Source organism: Nocardioides luteus (assembly GCF_015752315.1).
GTDB lineage: Bacteria > Actinomycetota > Actinomycetes > Propionibacteriales > Nocardioidaceae > Nocardioides.
In genome coordinates, this window is sequence record NZ_JADOVJ010000001.1 from 4,100,568 (window position 1) to 4,118,876 (window position 18,309).

21 protein-coding genes are annotated in these 18,309 nt (G+C 69.6%); 13 read left to right on the forward strand and 8 right to left on the reverse strand.

All coding sequences use genetic code 11. The features are described 5' to 3' along the window. Positions 1-8 precede the first annotated feature (8 nt). The gene (locus tag HD557_RS19725) at positions 9-335 is read right to left on the reverse strand and encodes a TfoX/Sxy family protein (protein WP_008358970.1); all 327 of its coding nucleotides are present in this window, start codon (positions 333-335) and stop codon (positions 9-11) included. 191 nt (positions 336-526) lie between these two features. On the opposite strand from HD557_RS19725, the gene HD557_RS19730 reads away from it, so the two are divergent. Next, positions 527-1,618 carry a DNA recombination protein RmuC gene (locus tag HD557_RS19730; protein WP_196875125.1) on the forward strand — a complete coding sequence of 364 codons (1,092 nt, stop codon included), beginning with the start codon at positions 527-529 and terminating at the stop codon, positions 1,616-1,618. Positions 1,619-1,702: 84 nt separating this feature from the next. Beyond that, positions 1,703-2,152 (forward strand): DUF6542 domain-containing protein, encoded by a 450-nt coding sequence (locus HD557_RS19735; RefSeq protein ID WP_008358973.1) that lies wholly within the window; start codon positions 1,703-1,705, stop codon positions 2,150-2,152. 18 nt (positions 2,153-2,170) lie between these two features. On the opposite strand, the gene HD557_RS19740 is transcribed toward HD557_RS19735, so the two are convergent. Together HD557_RS19740 and HD557_RS19745 are read right to left on the reverse strand one after the other, a co-directional pair. Further along, positions 2,171-2,800, reverse strand: a complete 630-nt coding sequence (locus HD557_RS19740) for an L-threonylcarbamoyladenylate synthase (protein ID WP_008358975.1) — start codon at positions 2,798-2,800, stop codon at positions 2,171-2,173. A 33-nt stretch (positions 2,801-2,833) separates the two neighbouring features. Continuing rightward, positions 2,834-3,832, reverse strand: coding sequence for a 4-hydroxy-3-methylbut-2-enyl diphosphate reductase (locus HD557_RS19745; RefSeq protein WP_008358976.1), 999 nt, complete (start codon positions 3,830-3,832; stop codon positions 2,834-2,836). Between the two features lie 270 nt (positions 3,833-4,102). On the opposite strand from HD557_RS19745, the gene xseA reads away from it, so the two are divergent. Together xseA and HD557_RS19755 are read left to right on the forward strand one after the other, a co-directional pair. Continuing rightward, complete coding sequence (gene xseA, locus HD557_RS19750) at positions 4,103-5,335, forward strand: exodeoxyribonuclease VII large subunit (protein WP_196875126.1); 1,233 nt, start codon at positions 4,103-4,105, stop codon at positions 5,333-5,335. Continuing rightward, positions 5,328-5,537 carry an exodeoxyribonuclease VII small subunit gene (locus HD557_RS19755; protein ID WP_196875127.1) on the forward strand — a complete coding sequence of 70 codons (210 nt, stop codon included), beginning with the start codon at positions 5,328-5,330 and terminating at the stop codon, positions 5,535-5,537. The genes xseA and HD557_RS19755 overlap by 8 nt, the downstream gene beginning before the upstream one ends. A 3-nt stretch (positions 5,538-5,540) precedes the next feature. On the opposite strand, the gene HD557_RS19760 is transcribed toward HD557_RS19755, so the two are convergent. Beyond that, positions 5,541-6,167 (reverse strand): DUF4245 family protein, encoded by a 627-nt coding sequence (locus HD557_RS19760; RefSeq protein ID WP_196875128.1) that lies wholly within the window; start codon positions 6,165-6,167, stop codon positions 5,541-5,543. A gap of 130 nt (positions 6,168-6,297) precedes the next feature. Here HD557_RS19760 and HD557_RS19765 point away from each other — a divergent pair, with 130 nt between their 5' ends. From HD557_RS19765 to HD557_RS19800, 8 genes are all read left to right on the forward strand, one after another. Then, complete coding sequence (locus HD557_RS19765) at positions 6,298-6,687, forward strand: TOBE domain-containing protein (RefSeq protein ID WP_196875129.1); 390 nt, start codon at positions 6,298-6,300, stop codon at positions 6,685-6,687. Then, the gene (gene modA, locus HD557_RS19770; RefSeq protein WP_196875130.1) at positions 6,684-7,439 is read left to right on the forward strand and encodes a molybdate ABC transporter substrate-binding protein; all 756 of its coding nucleotides are present in this window, start codon (positions 6,684-6,686) and stop codon (positions 7,437-7,439) included. The genes HD557_RS19765 and modA overlap by 4 nt, the downstream gene beginning before the upstream one ends. A gap of 58 nt (positions 7,440-7,497) precedes the next feature. Next, positions 7,498-8,259, forward strand: a complete 762-nt coding sequence (locus HD557_RS19775; protein WP_196875131.1) for an ABC transporter permease — start codon at positions 7,498-7,500, stop codon at positions 8,257-8,259. Further along, entirely contained in the window at positions 8,256-8,954 is a 699-nt protein-coding gene (locus tag HD557_RS19780; RefSeq protein WP_196875132.1) for a sulfate/molybdate ABC transporter ATP-binding protein, read from the forward strand. Before HD557_RS19775 ends, HD557_RS19780 begins: the two co-directional genes overlap by 4 nt. A 43-nt stretch (positions 8,955-8,997) precedes the next feature. Continuing rightward, on the forward strand, positions 8,998-10,017 hold the full coding sequence (gene glpX / locus HD557_RS19785; RefSeq protein ID WP_008358990.1) for a class II fructose-bisphosphatase: 1,020 nt from the start codon (positions 8,998-9,000) through the stop codon (positions 10,015-10,017). A gap of 140 nt (positions 10,018-10,157) precedes the next feature. Beyond that, a complete protein-coding gene (locus HD557_RS19790) occupies positions 10,158-11,081 on the forward strand; it encodes an alpha/beta fold hydrolase (protein WP_196875133.1) in 924 nt (307 codons plus the stop codon). Between the two features lie 4 nt (positions 11,082-11,085). Then, positions 11,086-11,751 (forward strand): TetR/AcrR family transcriptional regulator, encoded by a 666-nt coding sequence (locus tag HD557_RS19795; RefSeq protein ID WP_196875134.1) that lies wholly within the window; start codon positions 11,086-11,088, stop codon positions 11,749-11,751. Between the two features lie 33 nt (positions 11,752-11,784). Beyond that, positions 11,785-12,762 (forward strand): cytochrome c oxidase assembly protein, encoded by a 978-nt coding sequence (locus tag HD557_RS19800; protein WP_196875135.1) that lies wholly within the window; start codon positions 11,785-11,787, stop codon positions 12,760-12,762. 33 nt (positions 12,763-12,795) lie between these two features. On the opposite strand, the gene HD557_RS19805 is transcribed toward HD557_RS19800, so the two are convergent. The 4 genes from HD557_RS19805 to HD557_RS19820 all read right to left on the reverse strand — a co-directional run bounded on the left by HD557_RS19805 (position 12,796) and on the right by HD557_RS19820 (position 17,261). Next, positions 12,796-13,866 (reverse strand): ABC transporter ATP-binding protein, encoded by a 1,071-nt coding sequence (locus tag HD557_RS19805; protein ID WP_008358998.1) that lies wholly within the window; start codon positions 13,864-13,866, stop codon positions 12,796-12,798. Positions 13,867-13,971: 105 nt separating this feature from the next. Beyond that, on the reverse strand, positions 13,972-15,708 hold the full coding sequence (locus tag HD557_RS19810; protein WP_196875136.1) for a sulfatase-like hydrolase/transferase: 1,737 nt from the start codon (positions 15,706-15,708) through the stop codon (positions 13,972-13,974). Positions 15,709-15,827: 119 nt separating this feature from the next. Then, the gene (locus HD557_RS19815; protein ID WP_008359001.1) at positions 15,828-16,523 is read right to left on the reverse strand and encodes a DUF1707 SHOCT-like domain-containing protein; all 696 of its coding nucleotides are present in this window, start codon (positions 16,521-16,523) and stop codon (positions 15,828-15,830) included. Positions 16,524-16,592: 69 nt separating this feature from the next. Then, entirely contained in the window at positions 16,593-17,261 is a 669-nt protein-coding gene (locus tag HD557_RS19820) for a DUF1707 SHOCT-like domain-containing protein (protein ID WP_196875137.1), read from the reverse strand. Positions 17,262-17,399: 138 nt separating this feature from the next. On the opposite strand from HD557_RS19820, the gene HD557_RS19825 reads away from it, so the two are divergent. Beyond that, positions 17,400-18,302: an NAD(P)-dependent oxidoreductase gene (locus tag HD557_RS19825; RefSeq protein ID WP_196875138.1), complete on the forward strand. Its 903-nt coding sequence runs from the start codon at positions 17,400-17,402 to the stop codon at positions 18,300-18,302. The last annotated feature ends 7 nt before the right edge of the window (positions 18,303-18,309 follow it).

The window sequence follows — 18,309 nt, forward strand, 5'->3', positions numbered from 1 at the left end:
TTCTTCGGCTACTTCGGTGGCTTCGGCGGCAGCGACTCGGCCGTCGCCACGCCCCGCCGGACCCAGTCGGCGAGCGCATCGCCGCGGAGCAGGTCGGCGGCGACGTTGACGTAGCCGGACATCGTCCGGGCACCCATGACCATCGGCTCGGCGCCGGCCTCGATCGCGGCCTCGTAGGCCGACTTGCCGGTGCGTACGAGCAGGTCGTCGGCGCCCACCGCGCACGCCATGTTGCCGTTCACCATGAACGCCAGCCCACCGAACATCTTCACCTCGGTCACGCCGGCAGGCATCAGGGCGCGGACACGTTCTGCGAGCTCGGCGTCGTAGGCCATGTCTCCATGCAACCACGAACAAGCTCCTTCCCTCCACGATCAGCGCTGGAGCGCCCCTCGTCTGGACGCAGCGCAGAGAGGAGCGAAGCGACGAACGGAGCGGAGGAAGACGAGGGTCAAGCGCAAGCGCTGCGCGAATTGCGAAGCAATCGCAGACAAAACTGTCGGTGGTGCCTGCGAGGATCTGAGGTATGGAGATCTGGATCCTCGTGCTCGGGCTGATGATCGGTCTTGCTCTGGGCGCTGTGCTCGGGGGGCTCTGGGTGCGCGCGCGGAGCGTGGAGACGGTCGCGGCGGGGATGGTGGATCAGGCCGAGGTGATGCAGGGGCTCGACCGGCTCAGCGACCAGATGCAGCATCTCGACCGCGAGCGGGCGCGCTGGCAGGGGCAGTTCGAGACGGAGGTCGGGCGGCTGCAGAGCGAGACCCGGTCGCTGTCGACGGCGCTGCGCAAGCCCCAGGTCAGGGGCCGCTGGGGCGAGATGCACCTGCGCCGCGCGGTGGAGCTGGCCGGCCTGGTGGACAAGTGCGACTTCTCCGAGCAGGTCCAGCTCGAGGACGGACGGCTCCGTCCTGACCTGGTGGTGCACCTCTCCGGCGGCAAGGAGCTGGTCGTCGACTCCAAGGTCCCCCTCGACGCCTACCTCGACGCCGCGGCTGCGGACAACGAGGACGACTATCGCACCCACCTCCGCCGCCACACCGCCCAGCTGCGTACGCATGTGGACCAGCTGGCCTCGAAGGCCTACTGGCGCTTCCTGGAGGAGTCGCCCGAGTTCGTGGTGCTCTTCGTGCCGGCGGAGTCGTTCCTCTCGGCGGCGCTGGAGACCGAGCCCGGCCTGATCGAGTACGCCGGGGAGCGCCGGGTCGTGCTCGCCTCGCCGACCACGCTGATCGCGCTGCTGCGCACCGTCGCGCACGGATGGTCCCACGAGGCGCTCGCCGAGCAGGCCCGGGAGATCCACCGGCTGGGCCGTGACCTGCACCAGCGCCTCGCCACGATGTCGACCCATCTAGACGGCATCGGGCGCTCTCTCAACACCGCCGTGACCCGCTACAACCAGGCGATCAAATCCCTCGACAACCGGGTCCTCGTGGCCGCCCGTCGTTTCAATGAATTATCGGTAACTGACGATGAACTCGAGACGCCGCGTCCCGTCGAGATCCGCGCCGTGGAGCGGCTCAGCAGCGTAAGGGAGGATGATCGGCGCGCCGCCGAAAATGACGGTGTGCCGGGCCCTACCGTGGGTTCTGATACACAGGCTGCATACGAGAGATCGTGACCCCATGAGCGAGCGCCAGCGAGCGACAATGAGCCTCGGGCCGTCGCGTCCGTATGATGGCGCTTGCGCGACGGAGGCGACGGCATGAGTCAGCGTCAGCGCACCGTTTGGGAGGAAGGACGAGAGTCCGGCCGCCATGTCGTCGCGCTCGGATCCGCCACATCGCTGACCGTGACCTTCGTCGACCTCCTGATCGACGACCAGATCGGCCTGCTCTTCGACCTCACCTTCGTGGCGATCGCGCTGACGCTCGCGCTCATCGTCAGACCCAGCGACTTCTTCGTGGTCGGCGTGCTCCCACCGCTGATCATGCTCGGCATCTTCATCCTGCTGGCCGCGACCCAGCCCGGGTCGATCGCCGATGCCGAGGACGGCTTCGTCCAAGCCGTGGTCAGCGGCCTCGGACACCACGCGATCAGCCTCTTCATCGGCTACGCCCTGTGCCTGGGCTGCCTGGTGATGCGCCGCCGGGTGCTGCGACAGCGCAGCGAGACCCGCGACGAGGTCGAGCGCGAGCGCGCCCTGGCCTCCTGAGCGCTCCGTCCTGAGCGATCAGTCCAGCGCGAGGAACCCGGAGACGTCGCCGGCACCCTGGCGGATGATCTCGGGCTGACCGTCGGACCAGTCGATGACCGTGGTCGGCTCTGCCGGGGTCTCGCCGGCCTCGATCACGATGTCGACCTGGTGGTCGAGCGCCTCCTTGACGTTCCAGCCGAAGACCTCAGGCTCGGTCTCGCCGGGCAGGATCAGCGTCGAGGACAGCAACGGCTCACCGAGCTCCTCGAGCAGCGCCTGCACGACGGCGTGCTCGGGGATGCGTACGCCGACGGTCTTCTTCTTCGGGTGCATCAGCCGTCGCGGCACCTCCGGGGTGGCCGGGAGGATGAAGGTGTAGGGCCCCGGGGTGGCGTGCTTGATCGCCCGGAAGGCGCTGTTGTCGACGTGGACCATCGTGCCGAGCTGCGCGAAGTCCTTGCAGATCAGCGTGAAGTGGTGCCGGTCGTCGAGGCCGCGGATCCGCAGGATCCGGTCGCGGCCGTCCTTGTTGCCGATCCGCGACCCGAGCGCGTAGCCGGAGTCGGTGGGGTACGCGATCAGCTGGTCGTCACGCAGGGCATCGACGACCTGGCTGATCAGACGGGGCTGCGGGTTGTCGGGGTGTACGTCGAGAAATCGGGCCACCCCTCGACCCTAACGCTCTTGGGGCGGGGCCGCTCAACCCCTCGCGGACGCTGCCTTGAGGTCTTTGCGCAGCTCCTTGGGCAGCGCGAAGATCAGCGACTCCTCGGCGCTCTTGTGGGCCTTGGCGTCGGGGAAGCCACGGTCCTTCAGGAACCCGACGACACCCTCGACCAGCTTCTCGGGGACGCTGGCACCGGAGGTGACCGAGACGCTGCGTACGCCCTCGAGCCAGGACTCGTCGATCTCGCTGGCGTCGTCGACGCGGTAGGCCGCCTTGGCGCCGGCCTCGAGCGCGACCTCGACCAGGCGGACCGAGTTGGAGGAGTTGCCGGACCCGACGACGATGACCAGGTCGCTAGCCGCGCCGATCTCCTTGACGGCCTGCTGGCGGTTCTGGGTGGCATAGCAGATGTCGTCGCTGGGCGGGTCGAGCAGCTCGGGGAACTTCACCCGGAGCGCGGCGACGGTGTCCATGGTCTCGTCGACCGAGAGCGTGGTCTGGGAGAGCCAGACGACCTTGGAGGGGTCGGGAACCTCGATGCCGGGTACGTCGTCAGGGCCCTCGACGAGCGTGGTCGCCTCCGGCGCCTCGCCCATGGTGCCCTCGACCTCCTCGTGACCGGCGTGGCCGATCAGCAGGATGCTGTAGCCCTCGCGCGCGAACCGCTTGGCCTCGAGGTGGACCTTGGTGACCAGCGGGCAGGTCGCGTCGATCGTCTTCAGCTCACGCACGGCCGCATCGGCGTGGACCGCCGGGGAGACGCCGTGGGCGGAGAAGACGACGGTCGCCCCCGAAGGCACCTCGTCGAGCTCGTTGACGAACACCGCACCGCGGTTGCGGAGGTCGTCGACGACGTGCTTGTTGTGGACGATCTCCTTGCGCACGTAGACCGGCGCACCGTAGAGGTCCAGGGCCTCTTCGACGGTGATCACGGCCCGATCCACCCCGGCGCAGTAGCCGCGCGGCTCGGCGAGAAGGACGGCCTTCTCGTCGTCGGTGATCAGGCGTGGGGTGCCGAGGTCGATGCTCATGGCTTCAGTCTAGAGACCCGGTGCACGCATGCCGACTCGGCGCGTCAGTCCCACACCACGACACCGACCCGGCGCATCTGTCCCGCCGATCTGCGTCGAGTCGGCGCATCTGTCCCACGGTTGCCCGTCGGACCGGGACAGACGCGCCGACTCGACGCTCTGAGGCGGGGCAGACGCGCCGAGTGGGCATGCGTGTGTGGGGCAGACGCGCCGAGTGGGCATGCGTGTGTGGGGCAAACGGGCCGAGTGGGCGGGCACTAGGGTGGCGCCATGGCCCTGGACACCTCTCCCGAGTCGCCCGCTCCGGTGCGGCAGATCGCGAACGCGATCGGCGGTTGGATCGACAAGCTCGGTGCAGTCTGGGTGGAGGGGCAGGTCGCCCAGCTGAGCCGGCGGCCGGGGATGCAGACGGTGTTCCTGACGTTGCGTGACTCGGTGGCCGACATCTCGGTGCCGGTGACGTGCACCCGGTTCCTTCTCGACAGCCTTAACCCGCCGCTGGTCGAAGGGGCGTCGGTGATCATCCACGCGAAGCCGTCCTACTACGCCAACCGCGGCACCCTGTCGCTGCAGGCCCGCGACATCCGTCCGGTCGGGCTCGGCGAGCTGCTCGCACGGCTCGAGCAGCGCCGGCAGCTCCTGGCCGCCGAGGGGCTCTTCGCCGCCGAGCTCAAGCGGCCGCTGCCCTTCCTGCCGACGAAGGTCGGTCTGGTCACCGCGGCCAACTCCGCGGCCGAGCGGGACGTGCTCGAGAACGCGCGGCGGCGGTGGCCGCAGGTGCGGTTCGAGGTGGCGTACGCAGCGATGCAGGGGTCGCGCAGCGCCGCCGACGTCGTCGAGAAGCTGCAGCGGCTCGACCGCGACCCCGAGGTCGACGTCATCGTCGTCGCCCGCGGCGGCGGCTCCGTCGAGGACCTGCTGCCCTTCTCCGACGAGCACCTGATCCGTGCGGTGCACGCCGCCCGCACGCCGATCGTCTCCGCGATCGGCCACGAGCCCGACTCGCCGCTGCTGGACCTGGCTGCCGACGTACGTGCCTCGACGCCGACCGACGCCGCCAAGCTCGTCGTGCCCGACGTGGTCGAGGAGCAGCGGATCGTCGCGACCGGTCGTGACCGGCTCCGCGGCGGCATCGCCGCGCTGGTCCACCGCGAGCAGACGCTCCTCGACGCGCTGCGTTCGCGTCCGGTGCTGGCCGACCCGCGTTCGCTGATCGACGCCCGGCGTGACGAGGTCACCTCGCTGCGCGACCGCGCCCGCCGCACCGTCGGTCACGCCCTCGACCGGGCCGCCGACGACATCGGCCACCATCGTGCCCGCGCCCGTGCGCTCTCACCCCTGGAGACGCTCAGACGGGGCTACGCCGTCGCCCAGGACGCCGACGGGCACGTGCTCACCAGCGTCACCGACGCCACCGAGGGCGCCGCCGTCAGCATCCGCCTCGCCGACGGTCGCCTGGCCGCCACCATCACCTCGACCGAGAAGGACCCAGCCGATGACTGACTCCGACGACACCGACAAGAACCTCTCCTACGAGCAGGCCCGCGAGGAGCTGGTCGAGGTCGTCCGCAAGCTCGAGGCCGGCGGCATCACCCTCGAGGAGTCGCTGGCCCTGTGGGAGCGCGGCGAGAAGCTGGCCACGCTGTGCCAGGAGTGGCTCGACGGCGCCCGGAAGAAGATCGACGCCGCCATCGGCGACGACTGACCCCTACTTCTTCAGCGGCTCGGTGGTGAGGAGCGCGAGGTAGTCGCGTACGTCGCCGTCCTTGGGGCCCCAGAGCATCAGGGTCTGGCCGTCGACCTCGGTGGAGTAGGCGCTGTCGCCGTCGGAGTCGGACCACTCGGTCCAGGTGGTGGCGACGTCGGTCTCGATGCTGACCTCGTCGCCCTTCGTGGCCTGGGTGTCGACGTTCTTCTGGGCCAGCGCCTGCGCCGAGCGGGCGGAGAGCTCCAGGCCGACGTAGGAGGTCTCGCCCTTGACGAACGACATGGTCCACGCCGGCTCCTCGCCGCCCTTGTAGGACGGGTCGGTGTTGGCGTACCAGCCCGAGGGCAGCTCTCGCGGGTAGACGACGTCGAGGTCGGCGACCTGGGCGCTGCGTACGGCCTCGGCCCAGTCGGCCTTGTAGGTCTCGTTGGCGCCGCTCACCTCGCGCTCGAGGTTGCCCCGCCACTGCACGATCAGCACGATCGGGACCACGAGGACGAGCAGGAAGATCATCGATCCGATGAGAGCACCGAACGTACGCGGGTAGCTGCGCGCCGGGGTCTCCGGCTGCTCGCTCGTCGGCTGATTCGACGGCTGGGCGGGCTGCTGCTGATCGGTGTCGCTCACGTCCTCCATGGTCCCACTCGGCCGATGTTCCCTCGAATCGTGGTCTCGACAGGCTCGGCCACCGAGTCTGCGTGTTCCGCAGATGAGGACAATTGAAGCGGAATTGCTCCGCAGATGCGATACTCCTCCGGTGACCTCGTACCGCATCGCCGAAGCCGCCGATCTCCTCGGCGTCAGCGACGACACCGTTCGCCGCTGGGTGGATGCGGGACGGATCGAGGCGAGCACGGAGAACGGCCGCGCGGTCATCGACGGGATCGTCCTGGCCGCGCTGGCCTCGGAGCTGGCCGACGCGCCCAACCCGGACCGGACGAAGGCGGTCAGTGCCCGTAACCGGATGCTCGGGATCGTCACCAAGACCACCCTGGACACCGTGATGGCTCAGGTGGAGATGGTGTGCGGGCCCTACCGGATCGTCTCGCTGATGAGCGCCGAGGCCGCCATCGAGCTCGGCCTCGAGCCGGGAGTCAGTGCCGTGGCCTCGATCAAGTCGACCAACGTCGTAGTGGAGCGCCCATGATCACGAAGTCCACAGTCTCCGCCGTCGTCGCACTGACGGCCCTGTTCGCGCTCGCCGGCTGTGGGAGCTCGAGCGAGGGGTCGGAGGAGCAGGAGCTGACCGTCTTCGCGGCGGCCTCGCTGACCGACACGTTCACCGAGCTGGCCGAGGAGTTCGAGAAGGACCACCCCGGGGTGAAGGTGACGATGAGCTTCGGCGGCTCCTCGGACCTGGTGGCTCAGATCGAGGACGGTGCCCCGGCCGACGTCTTCGCCTCGGCCGACACCAAGAACATGGACAAGCTCGGCGACCTGGCGCCCGCCCCGGAGGACTTCGCCTCCAACACCCTGGAGATCGCCACGCCGTCGGGCAACCCGGCGAAGATCACCGGCTTCCACGACCTCGCCAAGCCCGGCACCAAGGTCGTCGTCTGCGCGGCCGAGGTCCCGTGCGGCAGCGCAACGGCTGAGATGGAGAAGAAGACGGGCGTCGACATCGAGCCGGTGAGCGAGGAGCAGTCGGTCAGCGACGTGCTCGCCAAGGTCACCTCCGGCGACGCCGACGCGGGGCTGGTCTACGTCACCGACGTGACCGCTGCCGGCGACACCGTGACGGGCGTCGAGTTCGAGGAGTCCGACCAGGTCGTGAACACCTATCCGATCAGCGCCCTCGACGACGCCGACGACGCAGACCTGGCCCAGGAGTTCGTCGACCTGGTGCTGAGCGAGACCGGGCAGAAGGTGCTGAGCGATGCCGGCTTCGGCCAGCCCTGATCTTCTCGGGAGGTCCGGACGGACGGACCGGCAGCGGGGGGCCGGTCCGTCCGTCGGTATGCCGAGCTGGCTGTGGCTTCCGGCGGCCGTCGCGGCGGCGTTCATCATCGTCCCGCTGGCCGCGATCATCCTCCGCGTCGACCTGGCCGGTTTCCCGGCACTGATCACCTCGCCGTCCGCGCTGGAGGCGCTCTGGCTCAGCCTGCGCACCGCGGTGGCCAGCACCGTGCTGTGCATCCTCCTCGGCGTACCTCTCTCCACGGTCCTGGCCCGCACCCGGTTCCGGGGACAGGGACTGCTGCGCTCGCTGGTGCTGCTTCCGCTCGTGCTGCCGCCGGTCGTCAGCGGGCTGGCGCTGCTCTACACCTTCGGCCGTCGCGGGCTGCTGGGGCAGTCGCTGGACCTGGTCGGCATCCAGATCCCGTTCACCACCCTCGCCGTGGTGATGGCGCAGACGTTCGTCGCGCTGCCGTTCCTGGTGATCAGCCTCGAGGGGGCGCTGCGCACCAGCGGCACGCGCTACGAGGCGGTCGCGGCGACGCTCGGCGCCCGCCCGACCACCGTCTTCCGCCGCGTCACCCTCCCCCTGGTCGGCCCCGGCCTGCTCTCCGGCTCGGTCCTCGCCTTCGCCCGCTGCTTGGGCGAGTTCGGCGCCACCATCACCTTCGCCGGCAACCTCCCCGGCGTCACCAGCACGATGCCGCTGCAGGTCTACCTGCTCCGCGTCGACGACCCCGATGCGGCCGTCGCGCTCTCGCTGGTGCTCGTGGTCGTCGCGGTCGCCGTGATCGGCTTCGCGCGTCATGGGAGGGCGCTGTGAGCGCGCTGCACCTCCGTGCCGTGATCGCCCAGCGCGGCATCGACGTCACCCTCGACGTGGCCGCCGGCGAGACGGTCGCGCTCACCGGCCCCAACGGCGCCGGCAAGTCGAGCATCCTCGGCGTGATCTCCGGTCTCCTCCGTCCCGACGAGGGAGAGGTACGCCTCGGCGACCGCATCCTCGACACCACTCCCCCGCACGCCCGCGGGGTCGCGCTCCTGGCCCAGGACCCGCTGCTCTTCCCGCACCTGTCGGTGCTGGCCAACGTCGCCTTCGCACCGCGAGCCCGGGGCGTACGCCGCCACCAGGCCAACGAGCTCGCCACCCGCCACCTCACCGAGGTCGGCGCCGAGAAGCTGGCCGGACGCAGGCCCACGGAGATTTCCGGCGGCCAGGCCCAGCGCGTTGCCGTGGCCCGGGCGCTCGCCGCAGACCCCGAGCTGCTCCTGCTCGACGAGCCGATGGCCTCGCTCGACGTCGACGTACGCCCGGCGCTGCGGCAGACGCTGCGTACCGCCCTCGAAGGCCGGACCGCCATCATCGTCACCCACGACGCCGCAGACGCCCGAGCGCTCGCCGACCGGGTGGTCGTGATCGAGCACGGTCACGTCGTCGAGGACGGCCCGACCGAACAGGTGCTGAACGACCCGCAAACACCGTTCGCCGTGAGACTTGTCTCTGGATCGATCAAGTGACACGGCGGTCACGCCACCGCACGCGGCGGATAGATTGATCCCTATGAACGACACCCAGCCGCTCGGCGTCGCCCCCACCGCCCCTGACCGCAACCTGGCCCTGGAGCTGGTGCGCGTGACCGAGGCAGCGGCGATGGCCGCCGCCCGCTGGGTGGGTCGTGGCGACAAGAACGGCGCCGACGGTGTCGCGGTCAACGCGATGCGCACGATGATCTCCACGGTCGCCATGAACGGCACCGTCGTGATCGGCGAGGGCGAGAAGGACAACGCCCCGATGCTCTTCAACGGCGAGCAGGTCGGCGACGGCACCGGACCCGAGTGCGACGTCGCGGTCGACCCGATCGACGGCACCACCCTGACCGCCAAGGGCATGAGCAACGCCGTCGCGGTGATGGCGGTCGCCCCGCGCGGCAGCATGTACGACCCCAGCGCCGTCTTCTACATGGAGAAGCTGGTCACCGGTCCCGAGGCCGCCGACGTCGTCGACATCCGCCTGCCGGTCGCCGAGAACATCGCCGCCGTGGCCAAGGCGAAGGACACCACGACCTCCGACATCACCGTGATCGTGCTGGACCGCCCCCGCCACGACAAGCTGGTCGAGGAGATCCGCGAGACCGGCGCCCGGATCAAGTTCATCGTCGACGGTGACGTCGCCGGCGCGATCTCGGCGGCCCGTGCCGGCTCCGGCGCCGACCTGCTGATGGGCATCGGGGGCACTCCCGAGGGGATCGTCGCCGCCTGCGCGATGAAGGCGCTGGGCGGCACCATCCAGGGCCGGCTGTGGCCCAAGGACGACGAGGAACGCCAGCGTGCCCTCGACGCCGGCCACAACCTCGACCCCGACTTCGTCCTCCACACCGACGACCTGGTCACCGGCGACGACTGCTTCTTCGTCGCCACCGGCATCACCGACGGCGACCTGATGCGGGGCGTGCAGTACCTCCCCCACGGCGCCGTCGTCACCGACTCCCTGGTGATGCGCAGCCGCTCGGGCACCATCCGCAAGGTCACCTCCGAGCACCAGCTCGCCAAGCTCAAGGCCTACAGCGCGATCGAGTTCTGAGCCTGTGACCCTGCGACGAAGTCGCAGGGTCACAACGCGAAGAGATCGAGCGAGCGCAGCGGGTGAGCTTGCGAACCCGCGAAGCGGGTCGAGATCTACGCGTCCAGGAGACATCTGGTCCCGTCCCGTAAAATCTCGGCATGACCACCTCCGCCGAGACGACCGAGTCCACCGCCTTCCTCCCCGGAGGAGTCGAGCTTGCGTACGACACGTTCGGCGATCCCGGCGCTGACCCGCTGCTGCTGATCATGGGGCTCGGCGGGCCGATGACCTGGTGGGACGTCCGGCTGTGCCAGCAGCTGTCCGAGGCCGGGTTCTACGTCATCCGCTACGACAACCGCGACGTCGGTCACTCCTCGCCCCACCCGAGCGACGAGCGGATCACGCTCGCCCGGCTGGCCCGGGCGTTCGTCGGGCTGCCCACGCGGTCGCCGTACACCCTGACCGACCTCGCCGACGACGCGGCCGCGCTGCTGACCCACCTCGGCATCGAGTCCGCGCACGTATGGGGCGTGTCGATGGGCGGGATGATCGCCCAGACCCTGGCCATCCACCACCCCGACCGGGTGCGCTCGGTCTGTTCCACGATGTCGACCACCGGCCGCCGCGCCGTCGGCTTCCAGCACCCGACCCTGCTGCCGGCGCTGGTCATCAAGAAACCCGGCCTCGAGGGCTACATCGAGCGCCAGATCAAGGGCGGCATCCAGATCGGCTCGCCCCTCTACCCCGAGCCCGAGGACGAGGTACGCCGCCGCGCGATCGACACCTGGAACCGCGGCGTGAACGCCGCGGCCGTCGCCCGGCAGATGCTCGCCATCCTCACCCAGCCCGACCGCACCGAGGACCTCGGCCGGATCAAGGTGCCGTTCAGCGTGATCCACGGCCTGGCCGACAAGATGGTCCACGTCTCCGGTGGTCGGGCGACCGCCGCGGCCGTCCCCGGTGCCGAGATCACCCTGATCAAGGGCATGGGCCACGACCTTCCCGTGGGCCTGTGGCCGACCTTCATCAAGATCGTGCGCCGCACCGCCGACCGAGCCGCCGACCGCACCCTCACGGCCTAGCCGGATGCCCACCACGGTCCCCGAGGACGAGTCGGGGTCGCTGCTCGCGAGGGCGCTCGCGGACGTCGCCGAGCCGATCGAGGACGAGGCGGTGACCGCGAAGCTCCTCGACGCCGCCGCCGAGCAGTTCCGCCGGATCGGGATCAGGCGCACCACCATGGAGGAGGTCGCGAAGCGGGCCGGGGTCGCCCGGATCACCGTCTACCGCCGCTTCGCCAACAAGGACGCCCTGGTCGAGCAGGTCGTACGTCGGGAGTTCCGGCGCTACTTCGACCAGTTCGTGCTCGACATCGCCGACGCCGCCGACGCGGCCGAGCGCGTGGAGATCGGCTTCGCCAGCGCGATGCGGGCGATCCGCGGCAACCCGCTGATCGGCGGCCTGCTCACCGTCGAGACCGACTCGCTGGTGCACTCGATCGTCGGCGACGGCGGCCGCACCGTGGCCACGATCGCGCGCTTCGTCGCCGGCCAGCTGCGGCGCGAGCAGCGGGCCGGCAACGTACCCGCCGCGGTCGAGGTCGACCTCGTCGCCGAGCTGATGGTCCGCACCTCGACCTCGTTCCTGGTCACCCCCAGCGAGGTCGTCGACATCGACGACGAGGCCCAGCTGCGCGCGCTCGCCCGGCTGTTCCTGGTGCCGCTGATCCAGCCCACCGGCCGCCTGGAATAACCTCCGGTCCCGACCCGGAGATACCGTGAGACCATGCACGACCACGGCTCCCTGCCCGCGCTCGGCTGGACCGAGTTCCTCACCACCTGGAGTCTCCAGCCCGGCTGGCTGCTCGCCGTGGTCATCCTCGGCGCGGGCTACCTGACGCTCCGCAACGCCGCCGGAGCGGCGTCGACGGTCAAGGGCTGGCGGGTGGCGTCGTTCCTGACCGGGCTCGGCCTGATGTACGTCGTGGTCGCCTCGGCCATCAACGGCTATGCGATGGCGCTGGCCTGGATGCACATGGTGCTCCACCTGACGCTGATCATGGTCGTGCCCGCACTCCTGGTGCTCGGGCACCCGCTCACCGTCATCGCCGAGACCGGGCCTCGCGCCGAGCGGGCGATGCGCTCGCTCCCGGTGACCGTCCTGGTCCACCCGGCCACCGGCACCCTGCTCTACTCGCTGGTCATCATCGGCACCCACCTGTCCGGGTTCATGGACTCGATGGCGCAGAGCGTGCCGCTGATGGTCGGCGAGCAGATCGCCTACGTCGTCGCCGGCTTCCTCTTCCTCACCGGCACGATCGGCGAGGAGAAGGTACGCCCCGACCTGCCCTACCTGGGCCGGATCTCGCTCCTCGTGGTCGGCATGGTGCCCGACACCATCGTCGGGATCGTGATGCTGCAGACCGAGCGCAACCTCTACCCGGTCTACTCCGCCGCCCGGCCCGAGTGGGCGATGGACGCGGTGCGCGACGTCCAGACCGCCGGCGGTCTGATGTGGGCCGCGGGCGACGCCGGGATGATGTTCCTCGCCATCGGCCTGGTCATCGCCGTGGTCTCCTCACCCGAGCGCCGCACCAAGATGACCGGCCGTTTCCTCGACGGCGTACGCAGCGCCCGGCTCGCCCAGGAGAGCGCCCGGGGCACGACCGAGGGCCCCGCCGAGCCGGGATCCGTGGATCCTGACAGCGACGAGGCCCTCGATGCCTACAACGCGATGCTGGCCAGAATGAACCAACAGCACTGAGTTATCTGCGATTGCTTCGCAATTCGCTGTGAGTCAGTTGACTCGGAGGCCGGACTCGGTGTCGAAGACGTGGACGTCCTCGGGGTCGGTGGTGACGTAGATGGTGTCGCCCTTGCTGACCTGGTCCTTGGAGGAGACCCGGACGATCAGGGTGGACGGGACGCCCTCGACGTCGCTGGTGCCGTAGACGTAGGAGTCGGAACCGAGCTCCTCGACGACGGTCACCTGGACCGGCAGACCGCCCTGGCCCTCACCGATGACCCGGAAGCTCTCCGGGCGCACACCGACGGTGATCTGCTTGGGCAGGTCGCGGCCGCTGATCGGCACGACGTACTCCTCGATCTTGGCACCACCGTCGGCCGAGGTGGCCTTGATGAGGTTCATCTGCGGCGAGCCGATGAAGCCGGCGACGAAGAGGTTGACCGGCTTGCGGTAGAGGTTGAGCGGGGTGTCGACCTGCTGCAGCTCACCGTTGCTCATCACCGCGACGCGGTCACCCATCGTCATCGCCTCGACCTGGTCGTGGGTGACGTAGACGGTGGTGATGCCGAGCTCGGCCTGGAGCTTGGCGATGTCGGTGCGGGTCTGCACGCGCATCTTGGCGTCGAGGTTCGACAGCGGCTCGTCCATGCAGAAGACCTGCGGCTGGCGGACGATCGCACGGCCCATGGCGACGCGCTGGCGCTGACCACCGGAGAGCGCCTTCGGCTTGCGGTCGAGGTAGTCGGTCAGACCCAGGGTCTTGGCCGCCTCGGCGACGAGCTTGTCACGCTCGGCCTTCGGGACCTTGGCCATCTTGAGCGAGAACGCCATGTTCTCGGCGACGCTCATGTGCGGGTAGAGCGCGTAGTTCTGGAAGACCATCGCGATGTCGCGGTCCTTGGGGGCGACGTTGGTGACGTCGCGGTCGCCGATCTTGATGGCGCCCGAGTTGACCTCCTCCAGCCCGGCGAGCATGCGCAGGGTGGTGGTCTTACCGCAGCCGGACGGGCCGACGAGCACCATGAACTCGCCGTCCTTGATCTCCAGGTCGATGCCCTTGACCGCGGGCTCGGCGGCGCCTGCGTACCAACGCTGCGCCTTCTCAAAACTGACTGTTGCCATGATTCCGTTGTCTCCTTCACCGGCAGGTACGTGCCGGACGATCCGTTGTGAAGTGACCGGGGCCACATTTGGCCCCGGCTGGGACACCATAGCCCAGATTCGGAATCAGCGGGTCAAAGCCCGGCATACAGCCGGGGCACAGCCCTCGTAGGCATCGAGCCGGCGCATCAGGTCGCGGGCGTACGGCTTGGCGTGGTCCTCGGCGAAGACGTTGCGGTCCTCCCACGGCCGGTCATAGCGGTAGAGCTCGTAGGCGTAGTCGGTGCCCTTCCAGGACTTGTCCAGGTCGAACCGGACCAGCAGCCCCCGCGAACCACGCACCGCGATGTAGGACGGGATGATGTCGATGGTGCCGCCCGAGCCGTCGTCGAGGTCGACCTCGCCGGGGTGGGACTTGGCGTAGGTGTGCTCGAAGAAGGCGTATCGCCCACCCGGCAGCCGCGGCCGGCTCAGGGTCTCGGCGAACGAGGTGCCGGAGACGTACGCCGGGGTCGGGGCGCCCGCGATGTCCAGGAAGGTCGGCGCCAGGTCGATGTTGTTGACGAACTGGCTGCGCTTGCCGGGCACCACGTCGGGGCCGACGACCACCAGCGGGACCCGGGTATCGGAGTCGTAGGGAGCGCCCTTGCCGCCGTTGAGCTGGTGCTGGCCGAGGTGGAAGCCGTTGTCCGAGGTCAGCACGATGTAGGTGTCGTCGCCGGCGGCCTTACGGACCTGGGTGATCATCCGGTCGATCGACTGCACCATGCGGGCGCGGTCACGGTACTGGCTCAGCGCCGTCTCGTCGCTCAGCGAGACCTTGTTGGTGCGCCAGGCAGGAGCCTGCGACGTACGTCCGGCGCGGCCGAGGTAGGTGGGCGCGTTGTCCCAGCGGTCGTCGCCGTAGCCGACGAGGTCCTTCAGCGTGAGATCGGCACATGCGACCCGGCCGCAGTTGCCGCCCGCGGGGTCGCCGGCGGGCGCCTGGTCGGCGAACGCGGGCGGGAACCAGGTGTCCAGGCCCGGGTAGTGGTGGCCGAGCCGGGAGTGCGGCCCGTAGGCGGCGATCTCGAGGAAGTAGGGGTTCTCGTCGTCGCGGTGCTTCTCGATGAAGTCGAGGGCGTAGTCACGCGTGACGCTGGAGGCGTACGCAGCGTCCTTCTGCTGCACGGTGGCGTTCCGCGCGGGCTGCGGGTGGTTGCGCAGCTGCACCGCGCCGTTCCCGTCGAGGAACGTGCTCTGGTAGCCCCAGCCACCGTAGGCGCCGCCGAGGAGCGCGTTCCAGGAGTCCCAGCCGGGCACCTTGGGCGGCGGGACCCGCTTGCCGTCGGAGCCGAGGGTGGCCTCGTAGGCGTTGATGTACTTCCCCACGAACCCGGTCGTGTAGCCGGCCTCCTGCAGCCCGATGCTGAACTGCTTCTCGACGTTGCCGTAGCGCTGGAACGCCGACCAGCCTCCGACCGGGTGCTCCGGGTCGTTCTGGGTGTTGGTGAGCACCTTGGTGTGGTGCGGCGTCTGCCCGGTCAGCAGCGCGGCCCGCGAGGGGCAGCACAGCGAGTCGATGACGAAGGAGTTCTGGTAGGTCGCTCCCTCGGCGGCCATCCGGGTCGCCTCCGGCATCGTGCGGAGCAGCTCCAGGGAGAAGTCGTCCATCAGGATGAGGACCATGTTGGGGCGCTGGTCGGTCGTGGCGGCCAGCTCTGCCGCGGGCTTCTCGACGGGGTGCTCGACGGGCGCGGCCGACGGGTCGGCAGCGGCGGAGCCGGCGGCGAGCGTCTTCGGGCCGATGACCAGGAGTCCGGCGATCAGGGCCACGACGGCCACGAGTGCGGCGCCCAGCAGTGCGCTCCACTTCGGCTTCATCCCGAGACTCCTTTGTCTATTATGTAACTACACAATAACTTGTTCAGGCGAGGTTAGTGCCTGATTTCCAGGCACGACAAAATCGGTCCGCGGAGCGGACCATCCCCGAGGTGTGCTGCTCAGTGCATCCCGTGTGGCGGGAGCTCGTGCGGCGGCGGCAGCCGCAGCTGCTTGGAGCCCTTGGACTCCTTCAGCGGCTTACGGATGACGGTGACGCCACCCATGAGCGCCAGCCCCTTCACCCGCAGCACCGGACCGCCGGTCGGCTCGATGCCGCGCGGACCGACGTAGCCGCCCATGATCCCGACGCCCTGCATCACGACCTGGACGTCGGGGCCGACGGTGATGTTGACCCCGCCCATGATCGCGTTGGCGTAGATCACGGTCTCCTGCGCAGAGAACTGCGCCTGGCGCATGTCGAGGTCGGCGCCGCCCATCAGCGCGATCACGTTGCCGGTCGCCGGGACCGTCCAGACCCCGCGCCGGTCGACGCCGCTCATGATCGCGACGTAGAGCTGGCTCTCGATCGGGTTGTCGGCGAAGACCGCCGGACTGCTTCCGGTCGCAGGCTTCGTCACCGGCACCGGCGGAGCGGGGGTGCCCGCGGCCGGCAGGTCGACGGTGATCGGGATCAGGTCGGCGTACGTCTTGGCCTTGAAGGTCGCCTCGAGGCGGTCGTCGAGCTCGTCGATCTCCAGGCGTCCCTCACCCGCGGCCTCGCGCAGGATGTCGGCCACCTTGTGGCGGTCGGCATCGCTGATCCGGAGATTCGGATCAGGATTCTGGCCGCGAAATGGCTCGGGGGTCGTTCCCATGGGGCGAATGGTAGTGGGGGCATCGAGCCTGTGCCTCAACAATCCCCCTACCCCATTTCCATAAGCCAGTCACTCCAGGCCGAGATGCTGCTTCAGGGTGCGTTTCGGGCCGCGCGGACCCCGGCGCTTCACGGTCACATCGCCCAGCACCGCGATGCCCCGCACCCGCACCACCGGCGAGTCCGCGGAGAGCACCTCGGGCACCTTCGCGGAGGGCTCCTTGAAGTCGCCGAGCACGCCGTTGCCCTCCACGATCACGTGCACGTGGGGCGGCACGGTGACCTTCACGCTGCCCAGCACCGAGGTGGCGTTGATGACCACCTCGCGCGCGGCGTAGTGCGCCTCGCGCAGGTCGATGTTGGCGTCGCCCAGCACCGCGTTGACCGAGAGGTGCTGCGGGACCATCCACACGCCCTTGCGCTCGACGTTGCTCAGGAACGCGCTGGCGCTGTCGGACGCCTCACCCTGGCCGTAGACGACGGGCACCGCCGATGCGGTGGGCACGGCGGGTGCCGCCGGCATCTGCCCCGCGACCGGGAGGTCCTGCGTGATCGGCTCCAGGTCGGCGTACGTCTTGGCCTTGTAGGTCTCCTCGAGCCGCTCCTCGAGCTCGTCGATGTCGAGACGGCCCTCCCCCGCTGCCTCGCGCAGGATGTCGGCCACCGCGTGACGGTCGGCGTCGCTGACCCGGAGGTCGGCGCGGCGGGGCTGGCCGGGGTGCGGTTCGGGGAGTCCCATGAGTGTTGATGCTATCGGCGCACGCCGGATCCGTCTCTCAGGTTGATCCCTGATCCTTTACCCGCGCGCCGCACTCACCAGATGGTGCGTACCCCAGTAAATAGTGGGTACTCCCGCGTCGCGACGACCTCCTCCAGCATGGAGGGCGTGTCAGAAACCACTCGAAACTCCACCCACGCGACCGACGTGACCGTCCTCGGCCTCGGCGCGATGGGCAGCGCCCTGGCGTCCGCGCTGCTCGACTCCGGCCGTTCCGTGACCGTCTGGAACCGCACCCCCGGCCGTGCCGCGGACCTGGTGGACCGAGGCGCTTCAGCTGCGGGCTCGGTCCGCGAGGCGGTGCAGGCCAGTCCCGTCGTCATCGCCTGCCTGCTCAAGCACGCCTCGGTCGAGGAGACCCTCAGCGGCCCGGTCGCCGACGAGCTCCGGGGCCGCACCCTGGTCAACGTCACGACCACGTCGCCGAACGAAGCCCGTGCGCTCGCCGCTTGGGCGGCCGAGCGCGGTGTCGACTACCTCGACGGCGCCATCATGGCCGTGCCCGCGATGATCGGGTCCCGCGCGGGTCAGATCTTCTACAGCGGGTCACGGGCGGCGTACGACGCCCTCCTGCCGACGCTCGACGTCTGGGCCACCAGCGAGTTCCACGGCGAGGACGCCGGCCGGGCGTCGCTGGTGGACCTGGCGATGCTGTCGGGGATGTACCAGATGTTCACGGGGTTCTTCCACGGCGCAGCGATGGTCTCGTCCATGGGGATGAGCGCGGCCGACTTCGCTGCTCGGCAGGCGCCCTTCCTGGCCGCGATGACCGAGGGTCTCGACGGCTACGCGAAGGTCATCGACGGTGGCGACTACACCGTCGCGGGCCAGCAGAGCCTGGAGTTCTCCGACCTCTCGCACATCGTCCGGGCCAGCGAGGAGGAGGGGGTCGACCCCTCCCCCATCGCTGCCGTCCAGGCACTGATCAGCGGACAGATCGCCGCAGGGCACGGCTCGGAGGCACTCGCGAGGGTCTACGAGAGCCTGCGGTCGGGCTCGTAGCCGATCG

Coding starts and splice junctions, on each gene's coding strand:
- HD557_RS19725 (WP_008358970.1), bottom strand. CDS start 335: ATGGCCTACGACGCCGAGCTCGCAGAACGTGTCCGCGCCCTGATGCCT.
- HD557_RS19730 (WP_196875125.1), top strand. CDS start 527: ATGGAGATCTGGATCCTCGTGCTCGGGCTGATGATCGGTCTTGCTCTG.
- HD557_RS19735 (WP_008358973.1), top strand. CDS start 1,703: ATGAGTCAGCGTCAGCGCACCGTTTGGGAGGAAGGACGAGAGTCCGGC.
- HD557_RS19745 (WP_008358976.1), bottom strand. CDS start 3,832: ATGAGCATCGACCTCGGCACCCCACGCCTGATCACCGACGACGAGAAG.
- xseA (WP_196875126.1), top strand. CDS start 4,103: ATGGCCCTGGACACCTCTCCCGAGTCGCCCGCTCCGGTGCGGCAGATC.
- HD557_RS19755 (WP_196875127.1), top strand. CDS start 5,328: ATGACTGACTCCGACGACACCGACAAGAACCTCTCCTACGAGCAGGCC.
- modA (WP_196875130.1), top strand. CDS start 6,684: ATGATCACGAAGTCCACAGTCTCCGCCGTCGTCGCACTGACGGCCCTG.
- HD557_RS19775 (WP_196875131.1), top strand. CDS start 7,498: ATGCCGAGCTGGCTGTGGCTTCCGGCGGCCGTCGCGGCGGCGTTCATC.
- glpX (WP_008358990.1), top strand. CDS start 8,998: ATGAACGACACCCAGCCGCTCGGCGTCGCCCCCACCGCCCCTGACCGC.
- HD557_RS19790 (WP_196875133.1), top strand. CDS start 10,158: ATGACCACCTCCGCCGAGACGACCGAGTCCACCGCCTTCCTCCCCGGA.
- HD557_RS19795 (WP_196875134.1), top strand. CDS start 11,086: ATGCCCACCACGGTCCCCGAGGACGAGTCGGGGTCGCTGCTCGCGAGG.
- HD557_RS19800 (WP_196875135.1), top strand. CDS start 11,785: ATGCACGACCACGGCTCCCTGCCCGCGCTCGGCTGGACCGAGTTCCTC.
- HD557_RS19805 (WP_008358998.1), bottom strand. CDS start 13,866: ATGGCAACAGTCAGTTTTGAGAAGGCGCAGCGTTGGTACGCAGGCGCC.
- HD557_RS19810 (WP_196875136.1), bottom strand. CDS start 15,708: ATGAAGCCGAAGTGGAGCGCACTGCTGGGCGCCGCACTCGTGGCCGTC.
- HD557_RS19815 (WP_008359001.1), bottom strand. CDS start 16,523: ATGGGAACGACCCCCGAGCCATTTCGCGGCCAGAATCCTGATCCGAAT.
- HD557_RS19820 (WP_196875137.1), bottom strand. CDS start 17,261: ATGGGACTCCCCGAACCGCACCCCGGCCAGCCCCGCCGCGCCGACCTC.
- HD557_RS19825 (WP_196875138.1), top strand. CDS start 17,400: ATGGAGGGCGTGTCAGAAACCACTCGAAACTCCACCCACGCGACCGAC.